Origin of the sequence: Pseudomonas sp. RIT-PI-AD (assembly GCF_025642785.1) — a bacterium.
Classification (GTDB): domain Bacteria; phylum Pseudomonadota; class Gammaproteobacteria; order Pseudomonadales; family Pseudomonadaceae; genus Pseudomonas_T.
The window spans coordinates 86,247-103,156 of the sequence record NZ_JANZKU010000006.1; the positions used below are offsets into that span (position 1 = coordinate 86,247).

The 16,910-nt window shown below is 64.6% G+C and carries 21 protein-coding genes; 10 read left to right on the forward strand and 11 right to left on the reverse strand.

Going from position 1 to position 16,910, the window contains the following annotated elements; genetic code table 11:
- Positions 1-15: 15 nt before the first annotated feature.
- The 10 genes from OGL92_RS07360 to OGL92_RS07405 form a co-directional block, all read right to left on the reverse strand.
- Positions 16-288 (reverse strand): HPr family phosphocarrier protein, encoded by a 273-nt coding sequence (locus OGL92_RS07360; protein WP_263142260.1) that lies wholly within the window; start codon positions 286-288, stop codon positions 16-18.
- Between the two features lie 16 nt (positions 289-304).
- A complete protein-coding gene (gene rapZ / locus OGL92_RS07365; RefSeq protein ID WP_263142264.1) occupies positions 305-1,162 on the reverse strand; it encodes an RNase adapter RapZ in 858 nt (285 codons plus the stop codon).
- Between the two features lie 2 nt (positions 1,163-1,164).
- Positions 1,165-1,629: a PTS IIA-like nitrogen regulatory protein PtsN gene (gene ptsN, locus OGL92_RS07370; RefSeq protein WP_263142268.1), complete on the reverse strand. Its 465-nt coding sequence runs from the start codon at positions 1,627-1,629 to the stop codon at positions 1,165-1,167.
- A 10-nt stretch (positions 1,630-1,639) separates the two neighbouring features.
- Complete coding sequence (raiA, locus tag OGL92_RS07375; RefSeq protein ID WP_263142269.1) at positions 1,640-1,948, reverse strand: ribosome-associated translation inhibitor RaiA; 309 nt, start codon at positions 1,946-1,948, stop codon at positions 1,640-1,642.
- Between the two features lie 69 nt (positions 1,949-2,017).
- Positions 2,018-3,517, reverse strand: coding sequence for an RNA polymerase factor sigma-54 (locus OGL92_RS07380; protein ID WP_263142270.1), 1,500 nt, complete (start codon positions 3,515-3,517; stop codon positions 2,018-2,020).
- 143 nt (positions 3,518-3,660) lie between these two features.
- Positions 3,661-4,386: an LPS export ABC transporter ATP-binding protein gene (gene lptB, locus OGL92_RS07385; protein ID WP_263142271.1), complete on the reverse strand. Its 726-nt coding sequence runs from the start codon at positions 4,384-4,386 to the stop codon at positions 3,661-3,663.
- A complete protein-coding gene (lptA, locus tag OGL92_RS07390; RefSeq protein ID WP_263142272.1) occupies positions 4,386-4,937 on the reverse strand; it encodes a lipopolysaccharide transport periplasmic protein LptA in 552 nt (183 codons plus the stop codon). The genes lptB and lptA overlap by 1 nt, the downstream gene beginning before the upstream one ends.
- The gene (gene lptC, locus OGL92_RS07395) at positions 4,924-5,493 is read right to left on the reverse strand and encodes an LPS export ABC transporter periplasmic protein LptC (protein WP_263142273.1); all 570 of its coding nucleotides are present in this window, start codon (positions 5,491-5,493) and stop codon (positions 4,924-4,926) included. Before lptC ends, lptA begins: the two co-directional genes overlap by 14 nt.
- A gap of 8 nt (positions 5,494-5,501) precedes the next feature.
- On the reverse strand, positions 5,502-6,029 hold the full coding sequence (locus tag OGL92_RS07400; protein WP_263142274.1) for an HAD family hydrolase: 528 nt from the start codon (positions 6,027-6,029) through the stop codon (positions 5,502-5,504).
- The gene (locus tag OGL92_RS07405) at positions 6,030-7,004 is read right to left on the reverse strand and encodes a KpsF/GutQ family sugar-phosphate isomerase (protein WP_263142275.1); all 975 of its coding nucleotides are present in this window, start codon (positions 7,002-7,004) and stop codon (positions 6,030-6,032) included.
- 247 nt (positions 7,005-7,251) lie between these two features.
- Between OGL92_RS07405 and OGL92_RS07410 the strand changes: the two genes are divergently transcribed.
- The 10 genes from OGL92_RS07410 (at position 7,252) to hisC (ending at position 15,488) form a co-directional block, all read left to right on the forward strand.
- Positions 7,252-8,061, forward strand: a complete 810-nt coding sequence (locus tag OGL92_RS07410; RefSeq protein WP_263142276.1) for an ATP-binding cassette domain-containing protein — start codon at positions 7,252-7,254, stop codon at positions 8,059-8,061.
- A complete protein-coding gene (mlaE, locus tag OGL92_RS07415; RefSeq protein WP_263142277.1) occupies positions 8,061-8,858 on the forward strand; it encodes a lipid asymmetry maintenance ABC transporter permease subunit MlaE in 798 nt (265 codons plus the stop codon). Before OGL92_RS07410 ends, mlaE begins: the two co-directional genes overlap by 1 nt.
- Positions 8,858-9,325, forward strand: coding sequence for an outer membrane lipid asymmetry maintenance protein MlaD (mlaD, locus tag OGL92_RS07420; RefSeq protein ID WP_263142279.1), 468 nt, complete (start codon positions 8,858-8,860; stop codon positions 9,323-9,325). Before mlaE ends, mlaD begins: the two co-directional genes overlap by 1 nt.
- Positions 9,326-9,336: 11 nt before the next feature.
- Entirely contained in the window at positions 9,337-9,987 is a 651-nt protein-coding gene (locus OGL92_RS07425) for an ABC transporter substrate-binding protein (protein ID WP_263142280.1), read from the forward strand.
- Complete coding sequence (locus tag OGL92_RS07430; RefSeq protein ID WP_263142282.1) at positions 9,984-10,292, forward strand: STAS domain-containing protein; 309 nt, start codon at positions 9,984-9,986, stop codon at positions 10,290-10,292. Before OGL92_RS07425 ends, OGL92_RS07430 begins: the two co-directional genes overlap by 4 nt.
- A 217-nt stretch (positions 10,293-10,509) precedes the next feature.
- Complete coding sequence (locus OGL92_RS07435; RefSeq protein WP_263142284.1) at positions 10,510-10,749, forward strand: BolA family protein; 240 nt, start codon at positions 10,510-10,512, stop codon at positions 10,747-10,749.
- 109 nt (positions 10,750-10,858) lie between these two features.
- Positions 10,859-12,124 carry a UDP-N-acetylglucosamine 1-carboxyvinyltransferase gene (murA, locus tag OGL92_RS07440; protein WP_263142287.1) on the forward strand — a complete coding sequence of 422 codons (1,266 nt, stop codon included), beginning with the start codon at positions 10,859-10,861 and terminating at the stop codon, positions 12,122-12,124.
- A gap of 72 nt (positions 12,125-12,196) precedes the next feature.
- On the forward strand, positions 12,197-12,823 hold the full coding sequence (gene hisG, locus OGL92_RS07445; RefSeq protein ID WP_263142293.1) for an ATP phosphoribosyltransferase: 627 nt from the start codon (positions 12,197-12,199) through the stop codon (positions 12,821-12,823).
- A 190-nt stretch (positions 12,824-13,013) separates the two neighbouring features.
- Entirely contained in the window at positions 13,014-14,324 is a 1,311-nt protein-coding gene (hisD, locus tag OGL92_RS07450; protein ID WP_263142295.1) for a histidinol dehydrogenase, read from the forward strand.
- Positions 14,325-14,426: 102 nt separating this feature from the next.
- Positions 14,427-15,488, forward strand: coding sequence for a histidinol-phosphate transaminase (gene hisC / locus OGL92_RS07455; RefSeq protein WP_263142296.1), 1,062 nt, complete (start codon positions 14,427-14,429; stop codon positions 15,486-15,488).
- A gap of 173 nt (positions 15,489-15,661) precedes the next feature.
- Here hisC and algW read toward each other — a convergent pair whose 3' ends face one another.
- Positions 15,662-16,810, reverse strand: coding sequence for a Do family serine endopeptidase AlgW (algW, locus tag OGL92_RS07460; RefSeq protein WP_263142297.1), 1,149 nt, complete (start codon positions 16,808-16,810; stop codon positions 15,662-15,664).
- Between the last annotated feature and the right edge of the window lie 100 nt (positions 16,811-16,910).

Genomic DNA, 16,910 nt, shown 5'->3' on the forward strand with positions numbered 1-16,910 from the left:
AAGCGCGGGAGGCGGTCACTCGCCTTCGTCGAAGCGGTTGTTGATCAACTCGACCAGGGCGGCCAGGGCGTCGTCGCCTTGCTCGCCTTCGGTTTGCAGGTGGATGGTCGTGCCTTTACCGGCGGCCAGCATCATGACAGCCATGATGCTCTTGCCGTCCACCAGGCTTTCCGGTGACCGACCGACCCGCACCTGACAGGGATAACGCCCGGCCACGCCGACGAATTTGGCAGCGGCGCGGGCATGCAATCCCAGCTTATTGATGATCACGATTTCGCAGGCAGGCATTGCGGCGTCAATCCTTCTAGCCGAGGTCGCGGTGGCGGACCTGGACATTCTTCAAGTTGATTTTCAGCGCCTCGCCCAGGCGCTCGGCGAGGTACACCGAACGATGATGTCCGCCGGTGCAGCCGATGGCTATGGTGACATAGGCGCGGTTGCTCGCGGCGAAGCGCGGCAACCATTTGTTCAGGTAGGCGAAGATATCCTGGTACATGTCGTCCACCTCGGGTTGCGCCGCGAGGTAGGCGATCACCTGGTCGGTCTTTCCCGAATGGTCGCGTAGTTCCGGCTTCCAATAGGGGTTCGGCAGGCAGCGCACGTCGAAGACCATATCGGCGTCCACCGGTATGCCCCGCTTGAACCCGAAGGACTGAATCAGAAATGCGGTGCCGGGTTCGGGCTTGTCGAGCAGGCGCAGTTTCAGGGTGTCGCGCAATTGATGAAGATTGAGGCGCGCGGTGTCTATCTTCAGGTCCGCGAGGTCGGCGATGGGGCCGAGCAGGGCGGCCTCGTCTTTGATGGCCTCGGCCAGCGAGCGATGTTCGTTGGTGAGCGGATGGCGCCGACGGGTTTCGGAAAACCGCTTCAGCAGCGTTTCCTCGTCGGCATCCAGGTAAAGCACGTCGCATTGAATGTGCCGTGCGCGCACTTCGTTCAGTAGCTGGGGGAAACGCACCAGTTGGCTGGGCAGGTTGCGCGCGTCGATGGATACCGCGACCTGGGGCTGCATCATTTCGGTTTGCAACAGGGTCCTTTCGGCGAGCTCGGGAAGCAGGCCGGCGGGCAGGTTATCGATGCAATAGAAGCCGTTGTCCTCAAGCACATCGAGGGCGGTACTTTTTCCCGAGCCGGAACGTCCGCTGACGATGATGAGGCGCATGATTATCGACTGTTCTGCACGTCCACGACCACTGCGTAGAGCGCTTCGTTATCGGGCGCACGGCGCAGGCGTTCACGCACATCGCTGCGGTCGAGCATGCTGGCGATCTGTCTGAGCAGTTCCAGGTGCTCGTCCGTCGCTGCCGGGGGCACTAGAAGCACGAACAGCAAATCGACAGGCGCTCCGTCGATGGCATCGAAGTCCACCGGAGCGTCCAGGCGCAGAACCGCGCTGATCGGCGAGTCGCAGCCAGGCAACCGGCAGTGGGGAATGGCGATCCCGTTGCCGAACCCGGTCGAGCCGAGTTTTTCGCGGGCGATGAGGCTTTCGAAGATATCCTGGGCGTCGAGGCCAGGAAGTTCGCGAGCGATCAGATGGGCGATCTGTTCGAGGACACGTTTCTTGCTGCCTCCCGGCACGTTCACCAAGGAACGGCCGGGGGTCAGGATTTGCTCAAGTCGGATCATAGGGGAGTGGTCAGCGAGCGGTCGCGCCCTGCTGGCGATTGAGTTGTTTTTCTTTGTGCTTGATCAATTGGCGGTCCAGCTTGTCGGTGAGCAGGTCGATGGCGGCATACATGTCCTCGTGTTCGGCATTGGCCACGATTTCGCCGCCGGAGATATGCAGGGTGGCCTCGATTTTCTGTTTGAGTTTCTCGACCTCCATGATCACCTGCACGTTGGTGATCCGGTCGAAATGGCGCTCCAATCGGCCGAGTTTCTCGGCGATGTACTCGCGCAGGGCGTCGGTCACATCCAGCTGGTGTCCACTGATGTTGACTTGCATACCGCTTTCTCCTTGTTGCCCGTGTATTAGAAACAGGCATGAACCTGTCACTGGAACACTACGTGCGCCTCACATCAGTCGCTTGCGTTCGCTGGAGGGCGCTATACCCAGAGATTCCCGGTACTTAGCGACTGTGCGACGGGCCACTTGAATGCCTTGTGCTTCCAGTAAACCAGCGATCTTGCTGTCGCTCAACGGCTTTTTCGGATTTTCCGCCGCCACCAGTTTTTTGATGATGGCGCGGATCGCGGTGGACGAGCATTCGCCGCCTTCGGACGTACTGACGTGGCTGGAGAAGAAGTATTTCAGCTCGTAGATGCCACGCGGCGTATGCATGTACTTCTGCGTGGTGACGCGCGAGATGGTCGATTCGTGCATGCCCACCGCTTCGGCGATGTCGTGCAGAACCAGCGGTTTCATCGCTTCGTCGCCGTAATCGAGGAAACCGCGCTGGTGTTCGACGATCTGGGTCGCGACCTTCATCAGGGTTTCGTTGCGGCTTTGCAGGCTCTTGATGAACCAGCGTGCTTCCTGCAACTGATTGCGCATGAAGGTGTTGTCGGCACTGGAATCGGCACGCTTGACGAAGCCGGCGTAGTGGGGATTGACCCGCAGGCGCGGCACCGATTCCTGGTTCAATTCCACCAGCCAGCGTTCGTTGTGCTTGCGCACGATCACGTCCGGGACCACGTATTCCGGCTCGCTCGACTCGATCTGCGAGCCGGGTCGCGGGTTGAGGCTCTGGATCAGTTCGATGATCTGCCGCAGGTCGTCTTCCTTGAGACGCATGCGTCGAATCAACTGGCCGTAGTCGCGGCTGCCCAGCAGCTCCAGATGATCGCTCACCAGCTTCTGCGCTTCGCTCAGCCAGGGTGTCGACACGGGCAACTGGCGCAGTTGCAGCAGCAGACACTCGCGCAAGTCGCGGGCGGCGATTCCGGCCGGCTCGAACTGCTGGATGCGATGCAGCACCGCTTCCACCTCGTCCAGCTCGACGTCCAGTTCGGGATCGAAGGCCTCGACGATCTCCTCCAGCGACTCTTCCAGATAGCCCTGGTTGTTGATGCAGTCGATGAGGGTGACGGCGATCAGCCGATCGGTATCGGACATGGGGGCCAGGTTGAGCTGCCACAGCAGATGGCTTTGCAGGCTCTCGCCGACCGAGGTGCGGGAGGTGAAGTCCCACTCGTCGTCGTCATTGCTCGGCAGGCTGCTGGCGCTGGTCTGGTAGACATCTTCCCAGGCGGTGTCCACCGGCAGTTCGCTGGGGATGCGATCATTCCACTCGCCGTCTTCCATGGTATCGGCGTTCGGCGTGCTTTCCTGGTACGGGGTTTCCTGGATCGGCGTATTGCTCGGAGCGCTTTGCTCCTCGCCGTCCGCCATCGGGTCCGAGTTGTCGAAGTCTTCCCCTTCTTCCTGGCGTTCCAGCATCGGGTTGGACTCCAGCGCCTCCTGGATTTCCTGTTGCAGGTCCAGGGTCGACAATTGGAGAAGGCGGATGGCCTGTTGCAGCTGCGGGGTCATCGTCAGCTGCTGGCCCATCTTGAGGACTAGCGATGGTTTCATGGCAGAGGGCTTAGCACCTTGATTCGCCGGCGCACACGCGCCATCCACAACAGGACGCCGAAGCGCCACCAGGAAGCAAATTATATGCCTGAATTTGGCTTATTTTTCCAGCGCACGCAACCTCCACGAGAGAGGTCGTCCGCCTACAGGCGAAACTCGTGCCCCAGGTAGACCTCTTTCACCAGTTCATTGGACAGGATGGCGGCGGAATCGCCTTCGGCGATCAGGCGTCCGTCGCTGACGATGTAGGCGGTCTCGCAGATATCCAGCGTCTCGCGGACATTGTGGTCGGTGATCAGGACGCCGATGCCCTTGTCCTTGAGGTGATGGATGATTTGCTTGATGTCGCCCACCGAGATCGGGTCAACCCCGGCGAAGGGCTCGTCGAGCAGGATGAATTTCGGGGAGGTGGCCAGGGCGCGGGCGATCTCCACCCGGCGCCGCTCGCCGCCGGAAAGGCTCATGCCGAGGTTGTCGCGGATGTGGCTGATGTGGAATTCCTGGAGCAGGCTTTCCAGTTCCTTGCCGCGGCCGGCCTTGTCGAGGTCCTTGCGGGTCTCGAGGATGGCCATGATGTTGTCGGCGACGCTGAGCTTGCGGAAGATCGACGCTTCCTGCGGCAAATAGCCGATGCCGGCGCGCGCGCGCCCATGCATCGGCTGGTAGCTGACGTCCAGCTCGTCGATCAGCACCCGGCCCTGATCCGCCGCCACCAGCCCGACGATCATGTAGAAGCAGGTGGTCTTGCCCGCCCCGTTGGGGCCAAGCAGGCCGACGATCTGACCGCTGTCGATGGACAGGCTGACGTCGCGGACGACCTGGCGACCCTTGTAGCTTTTCGCCAGATGCTGGGCTTTCAGAGTCGCCATTACTGCGCCGATCCTTCTTTTTTCTTCGGCTGGATGACCATGTCGATACGCGGTCTCGGGGTGGTCACCGAGGAGCCCTTGGCGCGGCCGGCGTTGACGATCTGACGCTTGGTGTCGTAGACGATCTTCTCGCCCTCGAAGGTGTTGCCTTCCTGGATCACCTTAGCCTGGTCGATCAGGACGATACGGTCCTTGGACGCGAAGTATTGGATGGTCAGGCCGTAGGCTTGGACGATCTGCTTGTCCGGCGAAGGCTTCTGCTCGTAGTAGGCCGGCTTGCCCTGAGAGGTGAACATCTCGATTTCACCCTGGGCGTTCTGCGTGATGGTGACGGTGTCGCCAGTGATCTTCATGGTGCCTTGGGTGATCACCACGCCGCCGTGGTAGACCGCGACGCCTTGCTTGTCGTCGAGCTCGGCGCTGTCGGCCTGCACGCGAATCGGCTGGTCGCGGTCCGAGGGCAGGGCCCAGGCGCCGGTACTGCCCAGCGCCGTTCCCAGGCTGAGCAACAGGGAAAGGGTCCGGAGGGAGAAAAAGTTAACGAACCTCATGCTGGCCTCTTACGTTGGACAGCAGGAGCATCCGGCTGTCATTCAAGTACGCTTTCATTCCTGTGGCCGTCGTGACTCCGTTGGCGGCGTCGATTCTAACGGCTTGCTCGGTTTGCGCATATTCCTGGTCAGGGAATACCGTCAGGCGTGTGGTATTGAGGATGACCGGGCGGTTGCGCGCATCGGTGCGGGCGACCCGCACATCGTCGATCAGCTCCACCTGCTTGCCTTTCGGCCCGACTTCGCCGCGTGCGCTCTGCACGTGCCAGGGATACTCGGTTCCGCGATACATCAGCAGGTCCGGCTTGGTCAGCAATGTGACGTCGCTGGCCTGGATGTGTTCCAGTTTGTCCGTGGTCATTTCGTACTGCATCTTGCCGTCGGCCAGGTACTGAACGCTCTTGCCGTTGATGATGTAGTAGTCGATGGCATTGTCGTCGGTGGTCGCCGGGGTCGAATCCATGAAGCTTTCGGGGCGGATGTTCCAGTAGCCGAGCGCGATCAGCAGCGCGGCGATGGGCAGGAAGATCAGGGCGAGACGCAGGTTCTTCGGCATGCGATGGCCTATAGGTAAGCGGCTTGGGCGGCGTCCAGGTTGCCCTGGGCGCGCAGGATCAACTCGCAGAACTCACGGGCCGCGCCTTCGCCGCCCCGTGCCCGGGTCACGCCATGGGCGTGCTCGCGGACGAACCCGTCGGCGCTGGCCACCGCCATGCCCAGGCCCACGCGGCGGATCACCGGCAGATCGGGCAGGTCGTCGCCCAGGTAGGCGACCTGGGCGTGGTTCAGCCCGAGTTGCCCGAGCAGTTCGTCGAGCACCGCGAGCTTGTCCTCGCGGCCTTGGTAGAGATGCTGGATCCCCAGGTTGCGGGCGCGCCGCTCGACCACCGGGGTTTCCCGCCCGCTGATGATCGCGGTGCGCACGCCACTGTTGATCAGCATCTTGATGCCGTGGCCGTCGAGGGTATTGAAGGTCTTGAATTCGCTGCCGTCGACGAGGAAGTACAGCTTGCCGTCGGTCAGGACGCCATCCACGTCGAAGATCGCCAGGCGGATCGCCCGGGCACGGTGCAGCAGGTCTTCTTCGTTCATTCAGAGCACTCCGGCGCGGGTGAGGTCGTGGATGTGCAGGGCGCCTATCGGGCGATCCTCGCTATCGATCACCACCAGGGCATTAATCTTGTGATCGTCCATGATCTTCAGGGCCTCGGCGGCCAGCATGTCGGCGCGGGCCGTCTTGCCATGGCGGGTCATCACCTCGTCGATGCTGGCATTGCGGACGTCGATCCCGCGATCCAGGGTGCGGCGCAGGTCGCCATCGGTGAAAACGCCGGCCAGGCGGCCGTCGTCCTCCAGCACCACGGTCATGCCGAGGCCCTTGCGGGTCATCTCCAGCAGGGCGTCCTTGAGCGGCGTGCCACGCTTCACCTGAGGCAACTGGCTGCCCGCGTGCATGATGTGTTCGACCTTGAGCAGCAGCCGCCGACCGAGGGCGCCGCCCGGGTGGGAAAAGGCGAAGTCCTCGGCGGTGAAGCCGCGGGCTTCGAGCAGGGCGATGGCCAGCGCGTCGCCCAGCACCAGCGAGGCGGTGGTGGAGGAAGTCGGGGCGAGGTTGAGCGGGCAGGCTTCCTGGGCCACGCGGGCGTCGAGATTGACCTCGGCGGCCTTGGCCAGGGGGGAGTCGGGATTGCCGGTCATGCTGATGAGGGTGATGCCCAGGCGCTTGATCAGCGGCAGCAGGGTGACGATTTCCGCCGTCGCGCCGGAGTTGGACAGGGCCAGTACCACGTCGTCGCGGGTGATCATGCCCATGTCGCCGTGGCTGGCTTCCGCCGGGTGCACGAAGAAAGACGGCGTCCCGGTGCTGGCGAGGGTCGCGGCGATCTTGTTGCCGATATGCCCCGATTTGCCCATCCCCACCACCACGACACGGCCCTGGCCGCGCAGGATCAACTCGCAGGCCTTCACGAAGTCGTCGCCGATGCGCCCGAGGAGGGCCTCGATGGCTTCGATTTCCAGGCGGATGGTGCGTTGGGCGGACTGGATCGGATGGCTTGTCGACGTCATGGGCAATGGGGCGGTCGCTGGGCTAAAAGGGGGAGATTATAGACAGAAAGCGGGCACTGCTCACCCATGGACAATGTGAGCGAGGCGGCAAAGCTGTCATCCGGCTGAACGAAACCGTGGGCAACCTTGGGCGCCGCAAGCGGTCGATGCTATATTGCGCGCCCCGTTCGACCCGCCCCCGATCGCCGCAGTGTCCCCGTCGCAAGGGGCGTCGTCTGCCGGGAATCGCTGTATGCAAGGAGTCCAGATGAGCGCCGAAAACGCCTACGCGGTCGAGCTGAAGGGGGTGACCTTCAAGCGCGGCGCGCGGAGCATCTTCAACAACGTCGATATCCGCATTCCCCGTGGCAAGGTCACCGGCATCATGGGACCTTCCGGCTCCGGCAAGACCACCCTGTTGCGCCTGATCGCCGCTCAGTTGAAGCCCGATCGCGGCGAGGTGTGGGTTAACGGCCGCAATCTGCCGACCCTGTCGCGCTCCGAGCTGTTCGACATGCGCAAGGAGTTCGGCGTGCTGTTCCAGAGCGGCGCGCTGTTCACCGACCTGGACGTGTTCGAGAACGTGGCCTTCCCGTTGCGCGTGCACACCAAGCTGCCCGACGAAATGATCCGCGACATCGTGCTGATGAAGTTGCAGGCGGTCGGCCTGCGTGGCGCCATCGAGCTGATGCCGGACGAGCTGTCCGGCGGGATGAAACGCCGCGTCGCCCTGGCCCGGGCCATCGCCCTCGATCCGCAGATCCTGATGTACGACGAACCCTTCGTCGGCCAGGACCCGATTTCCATGGGCATGCTGGTACGGCTGATCCGTTTGCTCAACGACGCCCTGGGCATCACCAGCATCGTGGTATCCCATGACCTCGCGGAGACCGCCAGCATCGCCGATTACCTCTATGTCGTGGGCGATAGCCAGGTGCTCGGCCAGGGAACGCCGGCGGAACTGATGGACTCCGATAATCCACGCATTCGGCAATTCATGAAGGGCATCCCCGATGGCCCGGTACCTTTCCATTACCCCGCGCCGGATTATCGCGCCGATCTCCTGGGAGAGCGCTGATGCGCAAGAAGTCCCTGCTCGAACGCATTCGCCTGCTCGGCGCTTCCGGGATCGGCGTGGTGGCCGCGTTGGGCCGTTCGACGATTTTCCTGCTACGCGCGTTGTTCGGCCGCAGCGCCCTGGGCAACGGCATGCACCTGCTGACCCGCCAGCTCTATTCGGTGGGGGTGCTGTCCTTGCCGATCATCGTCGTGTCCGGCGTGTTCATCGGCATGGTGCTGTCGCTGCAGGGCTACAGCATCCTCAATCAATACGGTTCCGAGCAGGCCGTCGGGCAGATGGTCGCGCTCACCCTGCTGCGTGAGTTGGGTCCGGTGGTCACCGCGCTGCTGTTCGCCGGTCGCGCCGGTTCCGCGCTGACCGCCGAGATCGGCAACATGAAATCCACCGAGCAGCTCTCCAGCCTGGAGATGATCGGCGTGGACCCGCTGAAGTACATCGTCGCGCCTCGCCTGTGGGCGGGTTTCATCTCGCTGCCGATCCTCGCCACGATTTTCAGCGTGGTGGGCATCTGGGGCGGGGCGATGGTCGCGGTGGATTGGCTCGGCGTCTACGACGGCTCGTTCTGGGCCAACATGCAGAACAGCGTCGAATTCACCAGTGACGTGCTCAACGGCGTGATCAAGAGCCTGGTGTTCGCCTTCGTGGTGACCTGGATCGCGGTATTCCAGGGCTACGATTGCGATCCCACCTCGGAAGGCATAGGTCGCGCCACCACCCGTACCGTCGTCTACGCCTCACTGGCCGTTCTGGGCCTCGATTTCATTCTGACCGCTTTGATGTTTGGAGATTTCTGATGCAAATCCGCACCCTGGAAATCGGCGTCGGCCTGTTTCTCCTGGCCGGGCTGCTCGCCCTGATGCTGCTGGCACTGCGTGTCAGCGGTCTGTCCTTCAGCGGGACGGGCGAGACCTACAAGCTGTACGCGCATTTCGACAATATCGCCGGGCTCACGGTCAGAGCCAAGGTGACCATGGCCGGGGTGACCATCGGCAAGGTCACCGCCATCGACCTGGACCGCGACAGCTACACCGGCCGGGTGACCCTGGAGCTGGAGAAACAGGTGGATAACCTGCCCGTCGACTCCACCGCCTCCATCCTCACCGCGGGCCTGCTGGGCGAGAAGTACATCGGGATCAGCGTCGGCGGCGACGAAGAACTGTTGAAAGAGGGCGGCACCATTCGCGATACGCAGTCGTCGCTGGTGCTGGAAGACCTGATCGGCAAATTCCTGCTCAATTCGGTGAGCAAGGAGTCCAAATGAGGAGAGTCACCATGATCCAAGCCCTGCGACGCGGCCTGCTGGTTTTGCTGGCCGCCCTTCCCCTGGTCGCGACAGCGGCACCTAGCGCGCAGCAGGTGGTGCAGCAAGCCACCGACGAATTGCTCGCCGACCTGCAGGCCCATAAGGCCCAATACCAGGCCGACCCCAACGCCTTCTACGACGCACTGAACCGGATCCTCGGGCCGGCGGTGGACGGCGAGGGTATCGCCCGTGGCGTGATGACGGTGAAATACAGCCGCAAGGCCACCCCCGAGCAGGTGAAGCGTTTCGAGGAAGAATTCAAGCGCAGCTTGATGCAGTTCTACGGCAACGCCCTGCTGGAATACGACAACCAGAACGTCCGCGTCCTGCCGGGTGCCGGCAAGCAGCAGGACCCCGACCGCACCAGCGTCAGCATGGAGATCAAGGACAAGAAGGGCACCCTCTATCCGGTGTCCTACACCATGGTCAACATCGACGGCGCCTGGAAAGTGCGTAACGTGATCATCAACGGCATCAACCTCGGCAAGCTGTTCCGCGACCAGTTCGCCGACACCATGCAGAAGAATGGCAACGATCTGGAGAAGACCATCGCCAACTGGGCCGGTGTAGTCGCCAAGGCCAAGGAAACCGCGCAGGCCGAGGAGGCCGGCGCGAAATGACCGAGGCCAGTGTGGTCGCTGGCGCGGGCGGCGCCCTGGCGTTGCGCGGGGTGCTCGATTACCGCAGTGGCCCGCAGTTGCGCGAGGACGGTCGCGAACTGATCCGGGCCAGCGCGGAGCAAGCGCTGGTGCTGGATTGCAGTGGGGTGGAGAAATCCAGCAGCGTCGGCCTGTCCCTGCTGCTGGCGTTCATGCGCGATGCCAATCGCGCCGGCAAGACCCTGAGCATCCGCGGACTACCCGCGGAAATGCACGACATCGCCCAGGTGTCCGGCCTGGTCGAGCTGTTGCCGTTGCAGCCCTGAGCGGATCGCGGCGAAGGCCCTCTGTCCTGCGGGGTTCGCAGGCGGAGAGCTTTTTTGTATGATGACCGGCCCGCGAGCCCAGGGCTCCTCTTACATTTGATTCCTCTTCCGGACATGCCCGCCCTTTTCCCTTCGCCCATCCGGCGCCCCGGTGCGAATGTGGCCACCGCGGCGAGTCATCCGGGAGCCCCCACGAATACCCCGAGCGAGGTCGAGCATGCAGGCCGTAGAAGTGAAGAACCTCCTGGAAAGCCATCTGCCCGACACCCGGGTCGAGGTGGAAGGCGAAGGCTGCAACTTTCAATTGAACCTGATCAGCGACGAGCTGGCCGCCCTCAGCCCGGTCAAGCGTCAGCAGCAGGTGTATGCCCACCTGAACCCCTGGATCGCCGACGGCAGCATCCATGCAGTGACGATGAAGTTCTACAGCCGCGCCGCCTGGGCCGAGCGCGTCTGAAGGTATCGCGCCCCGCCGGGGCGACCAAGGCGGGCGCCGCCGTTGGCGGCGCTCCGACTCACGAATCATGACCCGGGCGACCCCTGCGTCGACGGGCAACGAGACAGCTATGGACAAACTGATCATCACCGGCGGTCATCGCCTCAACGGCGAAATCCGCATTTCCGGGGCGAAGAACTCCGCGCTGCCGATCCTCGCCGCCACCCTGCTGGCGGACACCCCGGTCACCGTGTGCAACCTGCCGCACCTGCATGACATCACCACCATGATCGAGCTGTTCGGCCGCATGGGCGTCCAGCCGGTGATCGACGAGAAGCTCAGCGTCGAGGTGGACGCCAGCAGCATCAAGACGCTGGTGGCGCCCTATGAGCTGGTCAAGACCATGCGCGCTTCGATCCTGGTGCTCGGGCCGATGGTCGCGCGCTTCGGCGAAGCCGAAGTGGCGCTGCCCGGCGGCTGCGCCATCGGCTCGCGCCCGGTCGACCTGCACATCCGCGGCCTCGAAGCCATGGGCGCGCAGATCGACGTGGACGGTGGCTACATCAAGGCCCGTGCCCCGGCCGGTGGCTTGCGCGGCGCGCATTTCTTCTTCGATATCGTCAGCGTCACCGGTACCGAGAACATCATGATGGCGGCCTCCCTGGCCAACGGCCGCACCGTACTGGAAAACGCCGCCCGCGAGCCCGAGGTGGTCGACCTGGCCAACTTCCTCAACGCCATGGGTGCGCGCATCCAGGGCGCAGGCACCGACACCATCGTCATCGACGGCGTGAAGCGCCTGGGCGGCGGCCGCTACAGCGTGATGCCCGACCGCATCGAGACCGGCACCTATCTGGTGGCCGCCGCGGCCACCGGTGGGCGGATCAAGCTCAAGGACACCGATCCGAGCATCCTCGAGGCGGTGCTGGCCAAGCTGCAGGAAGCCGGCGCCGAGATCGCCACCGGCATCGACTGGATCGAGCTGGACATGAAGGGCCGGCGACCGAAGGCGGTCAACGTGCGCACCGCGCCGTATCCGGCGTTCCCCACCGACATGCAGGCCCAGTTCATCTCGATGAACGCGGTCGCCGAGGGCACCGGCACGGTGATCGAAACGGTGTTCGAGAACCGCTTCATGCACGTCTATGAAATGAATCGCATGGGCGCGCAGATCCTCGTCGAGGGCAACACCGCGATCGTCACCGGCGTGCCGAGCCTGAAGGGCGCCCCGGTGATGGCCACCGACCTGCGCGCCTCCGCCAGCCTGGTGATCGCCGCGCTGGTGGCGGAAGGCGAGACCCTGATCGACCGCATCTACCACATCGACCGTGGCTACGAGTGCATCGAGGAAAAACTGCAGTTGCTCGGCGCCAAGATCCGCCGGGTCCCGGGCTAGGGCGTTCACCGCGGGAGCCTGGCGCTCCCGCGTTCGACCGCCCGCCAGGCACGTATCGAAGGATTCCCGTTCATGCTCACCATCGCGCTGTCCAAAGGTCGTATTCTCGACGACACCCTGCCGCTGCTCGCCGCGGCCGGGATCGTCCCCAGCGAGAATCCGGACAAGAGCCGCAAACTGATCATTCCCACCAGCCAGGACGACGTACGCCTGCTGATCGTACGGGCCACCGACGTGCCGACCTACGTCGAGCATGGCGCCGCCGACCTCGGCGTCGCCGGCAAGGACGTGCTGATGGAGTACGGCGGCCAGGGGCTCTACGAGCCGCTCGACCTGAAAATCGCCAATTGCAAGCTGATGACCGCCGGCGCCATTGGCGTGCCGGAGCCCAAGGGCCGTTTGCGCGTGGCCACCAAGTTCGTCAACGTCGCCAAGCGCTACTACGCCGAGCAGGGCCGCCAGGTGGACGTGATCAAGCTGTACGGGTCCATGGAACTGGCTCCCCTGGTCGGCTTGGCGGACAAGATCATCGACGTGGTGGATACCGGCAACACCCTGCGCGCCAACGGCCTGGAACCCCAGGAGTTGATCGCCCACGTCAGCTCGCGGCTGATCGTCAACAAGGCCTCGATGAAGATGCAGCACGACCGCGTCCAGGCGCTGATCGAGACCCTGCGCCAGGCGGTCGCCGCCCGATGAGCGCGGCAGTCGCCTTTCCGTCTCGCGCCGCGGCTCGCCGCCCGGCGCATCCCCGCACCGCCTCTGAATCCGTGAGGCGCGGCTTTCGCCGCGCCGCCGATGCTTGCCCTGGCCAATTTTCTCGGGTGTCCGCAGGGCGGGCTTTGATAGGCTAGCGACGCCCGAGCACCTGCCCTACGAGAGGCCCGCCATGACCCGTCCCATCGCCATCCGCCGACTCAATGCCGCCGATCCGCAATTCGCGCGCCATCTGGATCATCTGTTGAGCTGGGAAAGCGTGTCCGACGACTCGGTCAACCAGCGCGTGCTGGACATCATCGCGGCGGTGCGCGAGCGGGGCGACGCGGCGCTGGTGGAGTTCACCCGGCGCTTCGATGGCCTGGACGTCGCCGGCATGGCCGACCTGATCCTGCCGCGCGAACGCCTGGAGCTGGCCCTCACGCGCATCAGCGAGGTGCAGCGCGAGGCCCTGGAGGTCGCCGCCAGCCGCGTGCGTCGCTACCACGAGAAACAGAAGCAGGATTCCTGGCGCTACACCGAGGCCGACGGCACGGTGCTCGGCCAGCAGGTGGTGCCGCTGGATCGCGCCGGCCTCTACGTGCCGGGCGGCAAGGCTTCCTATCCCTCGTCCGTGCTGATGAACGCCATTCCCGCCAAGGTTGCCGGTGTCGCCGAAGTGGTGATGGTGGTTCCGACCCCGCGCGGCGAGATCAACGAACTGGTACTGGCGGCCGCCGCCATCGCCGGGGTCGACCGGGTCTTCACTATCGGCGGCGCCCAGGCCGTGGCGGCGCTGGCCTACGGCACCGAAAGCGTGCCGCCGGTGGACAAGATCGTCGGCCCGGGCAACATTTATGTCGCCACCGCCAAGCGTCACGTGTTCGGCAAAGTCGGCATCGACATGATCGCCGGGCCTTCGGAGATCCTGGTGGTCTGCGACGGCCAGACCGACCCGGACTGGATCGCCATGGACCTGTTCTCCCAGGCCGAGCACGACGAGGACGCGCAATCGATCCTGGTCAGCCCGGACGCCGCCTTCCTCGATCGGGTCGCCGAGAGCATCGCCCGCCTACTGCCGACCCTGGAGCGCGCCGAGATCATCGGGGCCTCCCTGGAGGGCCGCGGTGCGTTGATCCAGGTCGCCGACATGGATCAGGCCATCGACGTGGCCAACCGCATCGCCCCGGAGCACCTGGAGCTGTCCGTCGCCGACCCGGAGGCCTGGCTGCCGCGGATCCGCCACGCCGGCGCGATCTTCATGGGCCGCTACACCGCCGAGGCGCTGGGCGATTATTGCGCCGGGCCGAACCACGTCCTGCCCACCTCCGGCACGGCGCGTTTCTCGTCGCCCCTGGGGGTGTACGACTTCCAGAAGCGCTCCTCGATCATCTTCTGCTCGGCGGAAGGCGCTTCCGAACTGGGCAAGAGCGCCTCGGTGCTGGCGCGCGGCGAGTCGCTGACCGCCCATGCGCGCAGCGCCGAGTACCGGATCAAGAACTGACGGCTGTCTCGCAGGGTGGGCACCGCTGCCCACCGCTTTGTCCGGCGGGAGCTTCACGGCCTCCGCCCGACGCACACCCACGAATTCGAGGAGAGAAGGGCAATGAGCAAATTCTGGAGTCCCTTCGTCAAAGACCTGGTGCCCTACGTACCGGGCGAACAGCCGAAGCTGAGCCGGCTGGTGAAACTGAACACCAACGAAAACCCCTATGGGCCTTCGCCGCTGGCGGTCGCGGCGATGCGCGACGAGATCGGCGACAGCCTGCGCCTGTATCCCGATCCCACCGGCGAGCGCCTGAAACGGGCCGCCGCGGCTTACTACGGCGTACGGCCGGAACAGGTGTTCGTCGGCAACGGCTCCGACGAAGTGCTGGCCCACGCCTTCTACGGTTTCTTCAAGAACGGCAGACCGCTGCTGTTCCCGGACATCAGCTACAGCTTCTATCCGGTCTACTGCGGGCTCTATGGCATTCCCCACGAGACCGTGGCGCTCGACGAGCGCTTCAGGATCCGCGTGGAGGACTACGCACGGCCGAACGGCGGCATCATCCTCGCCAACCCCAACGCGCCGACCGGCTGCCTGCTGAGCCTGGCGGAGATCGAGCGCCTGTTGCAGGGCAGCCCGGACTCGGTGGTGGTGGTGGACGAGGCCTACATCGACTTCGGCGGCGAAAGCGCGGTGACGCTGGTGGACCGCTATCCGAACCTGCTGGTGACCCAGACGCTGTCCAAGTCGCGCTCCCTGGCCGGCCTACGGGTCGGCCTGGCGATCGGGCAACCCGACTTGATCGAGGCGCTGGAGCGGATCAAGAACAGCTTCAACTCCTATCCGCTCGATCGTATCGCCCTGGCCGGCGCGGCCGCGTCCTTCGAGGACCGGGTGCACTTCGAGCGGACCTGCCAGGCGGTGATCGCCCACCGCGAACACCTGGTGGGCGAGTTGCAGGGGCTGGGCTTCGAGGTGCTGCCGTCGGCGGCCAACTTCGTCTTCGCCCGCCACCCGCGGCGCGATGCCGGCGAGCTGGCGGCGGCGCTGCGCGAGCAAGGCGTGGTCGTGCGGCACTTCAAGCAGGCGCGCATCGCCCAGTTCCTGCGGATATCGGTCGGCCTGCCCGAACAGAACCGGGCACTACTCGACGCGCTGCAAGGATTTCACCTGGGCTAGCACGCGGTGGAAGCCCTGCCGGAGGCGCCGCCCGGGCTTCCGGCGCCAAGTAGCACCGGCGGAGGCCGCCCGATTGCGGGGCGGCGTCCCCTGGTCAGCGGCGATGCCCGGCTCTCTGAACCCGACCCTTCCCTCTTTTCTTCCGGTTCGTCCCGGCGCGCCGGGCGCTGCGCTCAGTTGGGCGTGGTGCTGGGGGGCGGGCGCATCCCCACTTCGGCGCTCAACTTGAGTTTTTCGCCGTTGCGCAGGATTTCGATATCGATCTTTTCGCCGGGCTTGGTGCGCGCCACCTGGTTCATCGAGCGGCGGCCGTCGCCCGCCTGTTCGCCGGCGATGTTCAGGATGATGTCGCCCGGTTGCAGCCCGGCGCGTTGCGCGGGGCCGTCGCGGTAGATGCCGGCCACCACGATGCCGGCACGATCGCGCAGCCCGAAGGATTCGGCCAGTTCGGCGGTCATCGGCTGCACTTCGATGCCCAGCCAGCCGCGGATCACCTGGCCGTGCTCGATGATCGCCTTCATCACGTCCATGGCCAGCTTGGTCGGGATGGCGAAGCCGATGCCCTGGGAGCCGCCCGACTTGGAGAAGATCGCCGTGTTGATTCCGATCAGGTTGCCGTAGGCGTCCACCAGGGCGCCGCCCGAGTTGCCCGGGTTGATCGCCGCGTCGGTCTGGATGAAGTCCTCGTAGGTATTGAGGCCGAGTTGGTTGCGCCCGGTGGCGCTGATGATGCCCATGGTCACCGTCTGCTGCAGCCCGAAAGGGTTGCCGATGGCCAGGGCGACGTCGCCGATCTGGATGGTCTCGGAGTGGCCCAGGGTGATGGCCGGCAGGTTGTCGAGGTCGATCTTCAGCACCGCCAGGTCGGTCTCCGGATCGCTGCCCACCAGGCGCGCCAGGGTTTCCCGGCCGTCCTTGAGCGCCACCACGATCTGGTCCGCGCCGGAGGTCACGTGGTTGTTGGTCAGCAGGTAGCCTTCGGGGCTCATGATCACCGCCGACCCCAGGCTGGACTCCATGCGGCGCTGGCGCGGCAGGTTGTCGCCGAAGAACTTGCGGAACTGCGGGTCTTCGAAGAGCGGATGCGACGGCTTGCTCACCACCTTGGTGGTATAGAGATTGGCCACCGCCGGCGAGGCGTGGTTCACCGCGTCGGCATAGGAAGCGGGGCCCTGGCGGGCCTGGTCGTAGTCCGGTGCCACCTTCAGGTTGACGTCCTGGCGGGGCAGGCCGACCCATTGGGGAAAGCGTTCGATAATCAGCAGCGCGATCAGCACGCCGACCAGCAGGGGCCAGCCGAAGAAACGCAGGGCCTTGAACATTCTGGAAAATCCTGGAGGGTTGCCGGGGCGCGGGAGGCCCCTTAAGGTGCGCCATTATACGAGGGCGCCGTCCAATAAAGGAGCCGCCCACAGCAGCTTG

Coding starts and splice junctions, on each gene's coding strand:
- OGL92_RS07360 (WP_263142260.1), bottom strand. CDS start 288: ATGCCTGCCTGCGAAATCGTGATCATCAATAAGCTGGGATTGCATGCC.
- rapZ (WP_263142264.1), bottom strand. CDS start 1,162: ATGCGCCTCATCATCGTCAGCGGACGTTCCGGCTCGGGAAAAAGTACC.
- ptsN (WP_263142268.1), bottom strand. CDS start 1,629: ATGATCCGACTTGAGCAAATCCTGACCCCCGGCCGTTCCTTGGTGAAC.
- raiA (WP_263142269.1), bottom strand. CDS start 1,948: ATGCAAGTCAACATCAGTGGACACCAGCTGGATGTGACCGACGCCCTG.
- OGL92_RS07380 (WP_263142270.1), bottom strand. CDS start 3,517: ATGAAACCATCGCTAGTCCTCAAGATGGGCCAGCAGCTGACGATGACC.
- lptB (WP_263142271.1), bottom strand. CDS start 4,386: ATGGCGACTCTGAAAGCCCAGCATCTGGCGAAAAGCTACAAGGGTCGC.
- lptA (WP_263142272.1), bottom strand. CDS start 4,937: ATGAGGTTCGTTAACTTTTTCTCCCTCCGGACCCTTTCCCTGTTGCTC.
- lptC (WP_263142273.1), bottom strand. CDS start 5,493: ATGCCGAAGAACCTGCGTCTCGCCCTGATCTTCCTGCCCATCGCCGCG.
- OGL92_RS07400 (WP_263142274.1), bottom strand. CDS start 6,029: ATGAACGAAGAAGACCTGCTGCACCGTGCCCGGGCGATCCGCCTGGCG.
- OGL92_RS07405 (WP_263142275.1), bottom strand. CDS start 7,004: ATGACGTCGACAAGCCATCCGATCCAGTCCGCCCAACGCACCATCCGC.
- OGL92_RS07410 (WP_263142276.1), top strand. CDS start 7,252: ATGAGCGCCGAAAACGCCTACGCGGTCGAGCTGAAGGGGGTGACCTTC.
- mlaE (WP_263142277.1), top strand. CDS start 8,061: ATGCGCAAGAAGTCCCTGCTCGAACGCATTCGCCTGCTCGGCGCTTCC.
- mlaD (WP_263142279.1), top strand. CDS start 8,858: ATGCAAATCCGCACCCTGGAAATCGGCGTCGGCCTGTTTCTCCTGGCC.
- OGL92_RS07425 (WP_263142280.1), top strand. CDS start 9,337: ATGATCCAAGCCCTGCGACGCGGCCTGCTGGTTTTGCTGGCCGCCCTT.
- OGL92_RS07430 (WP_263142282.1), top strand. CDS start 9,984: ATGACCGAGGCCAGTGTGGTCGCTGGCGCGGGCGGCGCCCTGGCGTTG.
- OGL92_RS07435 (WP_263142284.1), top strand. CDS start 10,510: ATGCAGGCCGTAGAAGTGAAGAACCTCCTGGAAAGCCATCTGCCCGAC.
- murA (WP_263142287.1), top strand. CDS start 10,859: ATGGACAAACTGATCATCACCGGCGGTCATCGCCTCAACGGCGAAATC.
- hisG (WP_263142293.1), top strand. CDS start 12,197: ATGCTCACCATCGCGCTGTCCAAAGGTCGTATTCTCGACGACACCCTG.
- hisD (WP_263142295.1), top strand. CDS start 13,014: ATGACCCGTCCCATCGCCATCCGCCGACTCAATGCCGCCGATCCGCAA.
- hisC (WP_263142296.1), top strand. CDS start 14,427: ATGAGCAAATTCTGGAGTCCCTTCGTCAAAGACCTGGTGCCCTACGTA.
- algW (WP_263142297.1), bottom strand. CDS start 16,810: ATGTTCAAGGCCCTGCGTTTCTTCGGCTGGCCCCTGCTGGTCGGCGTG.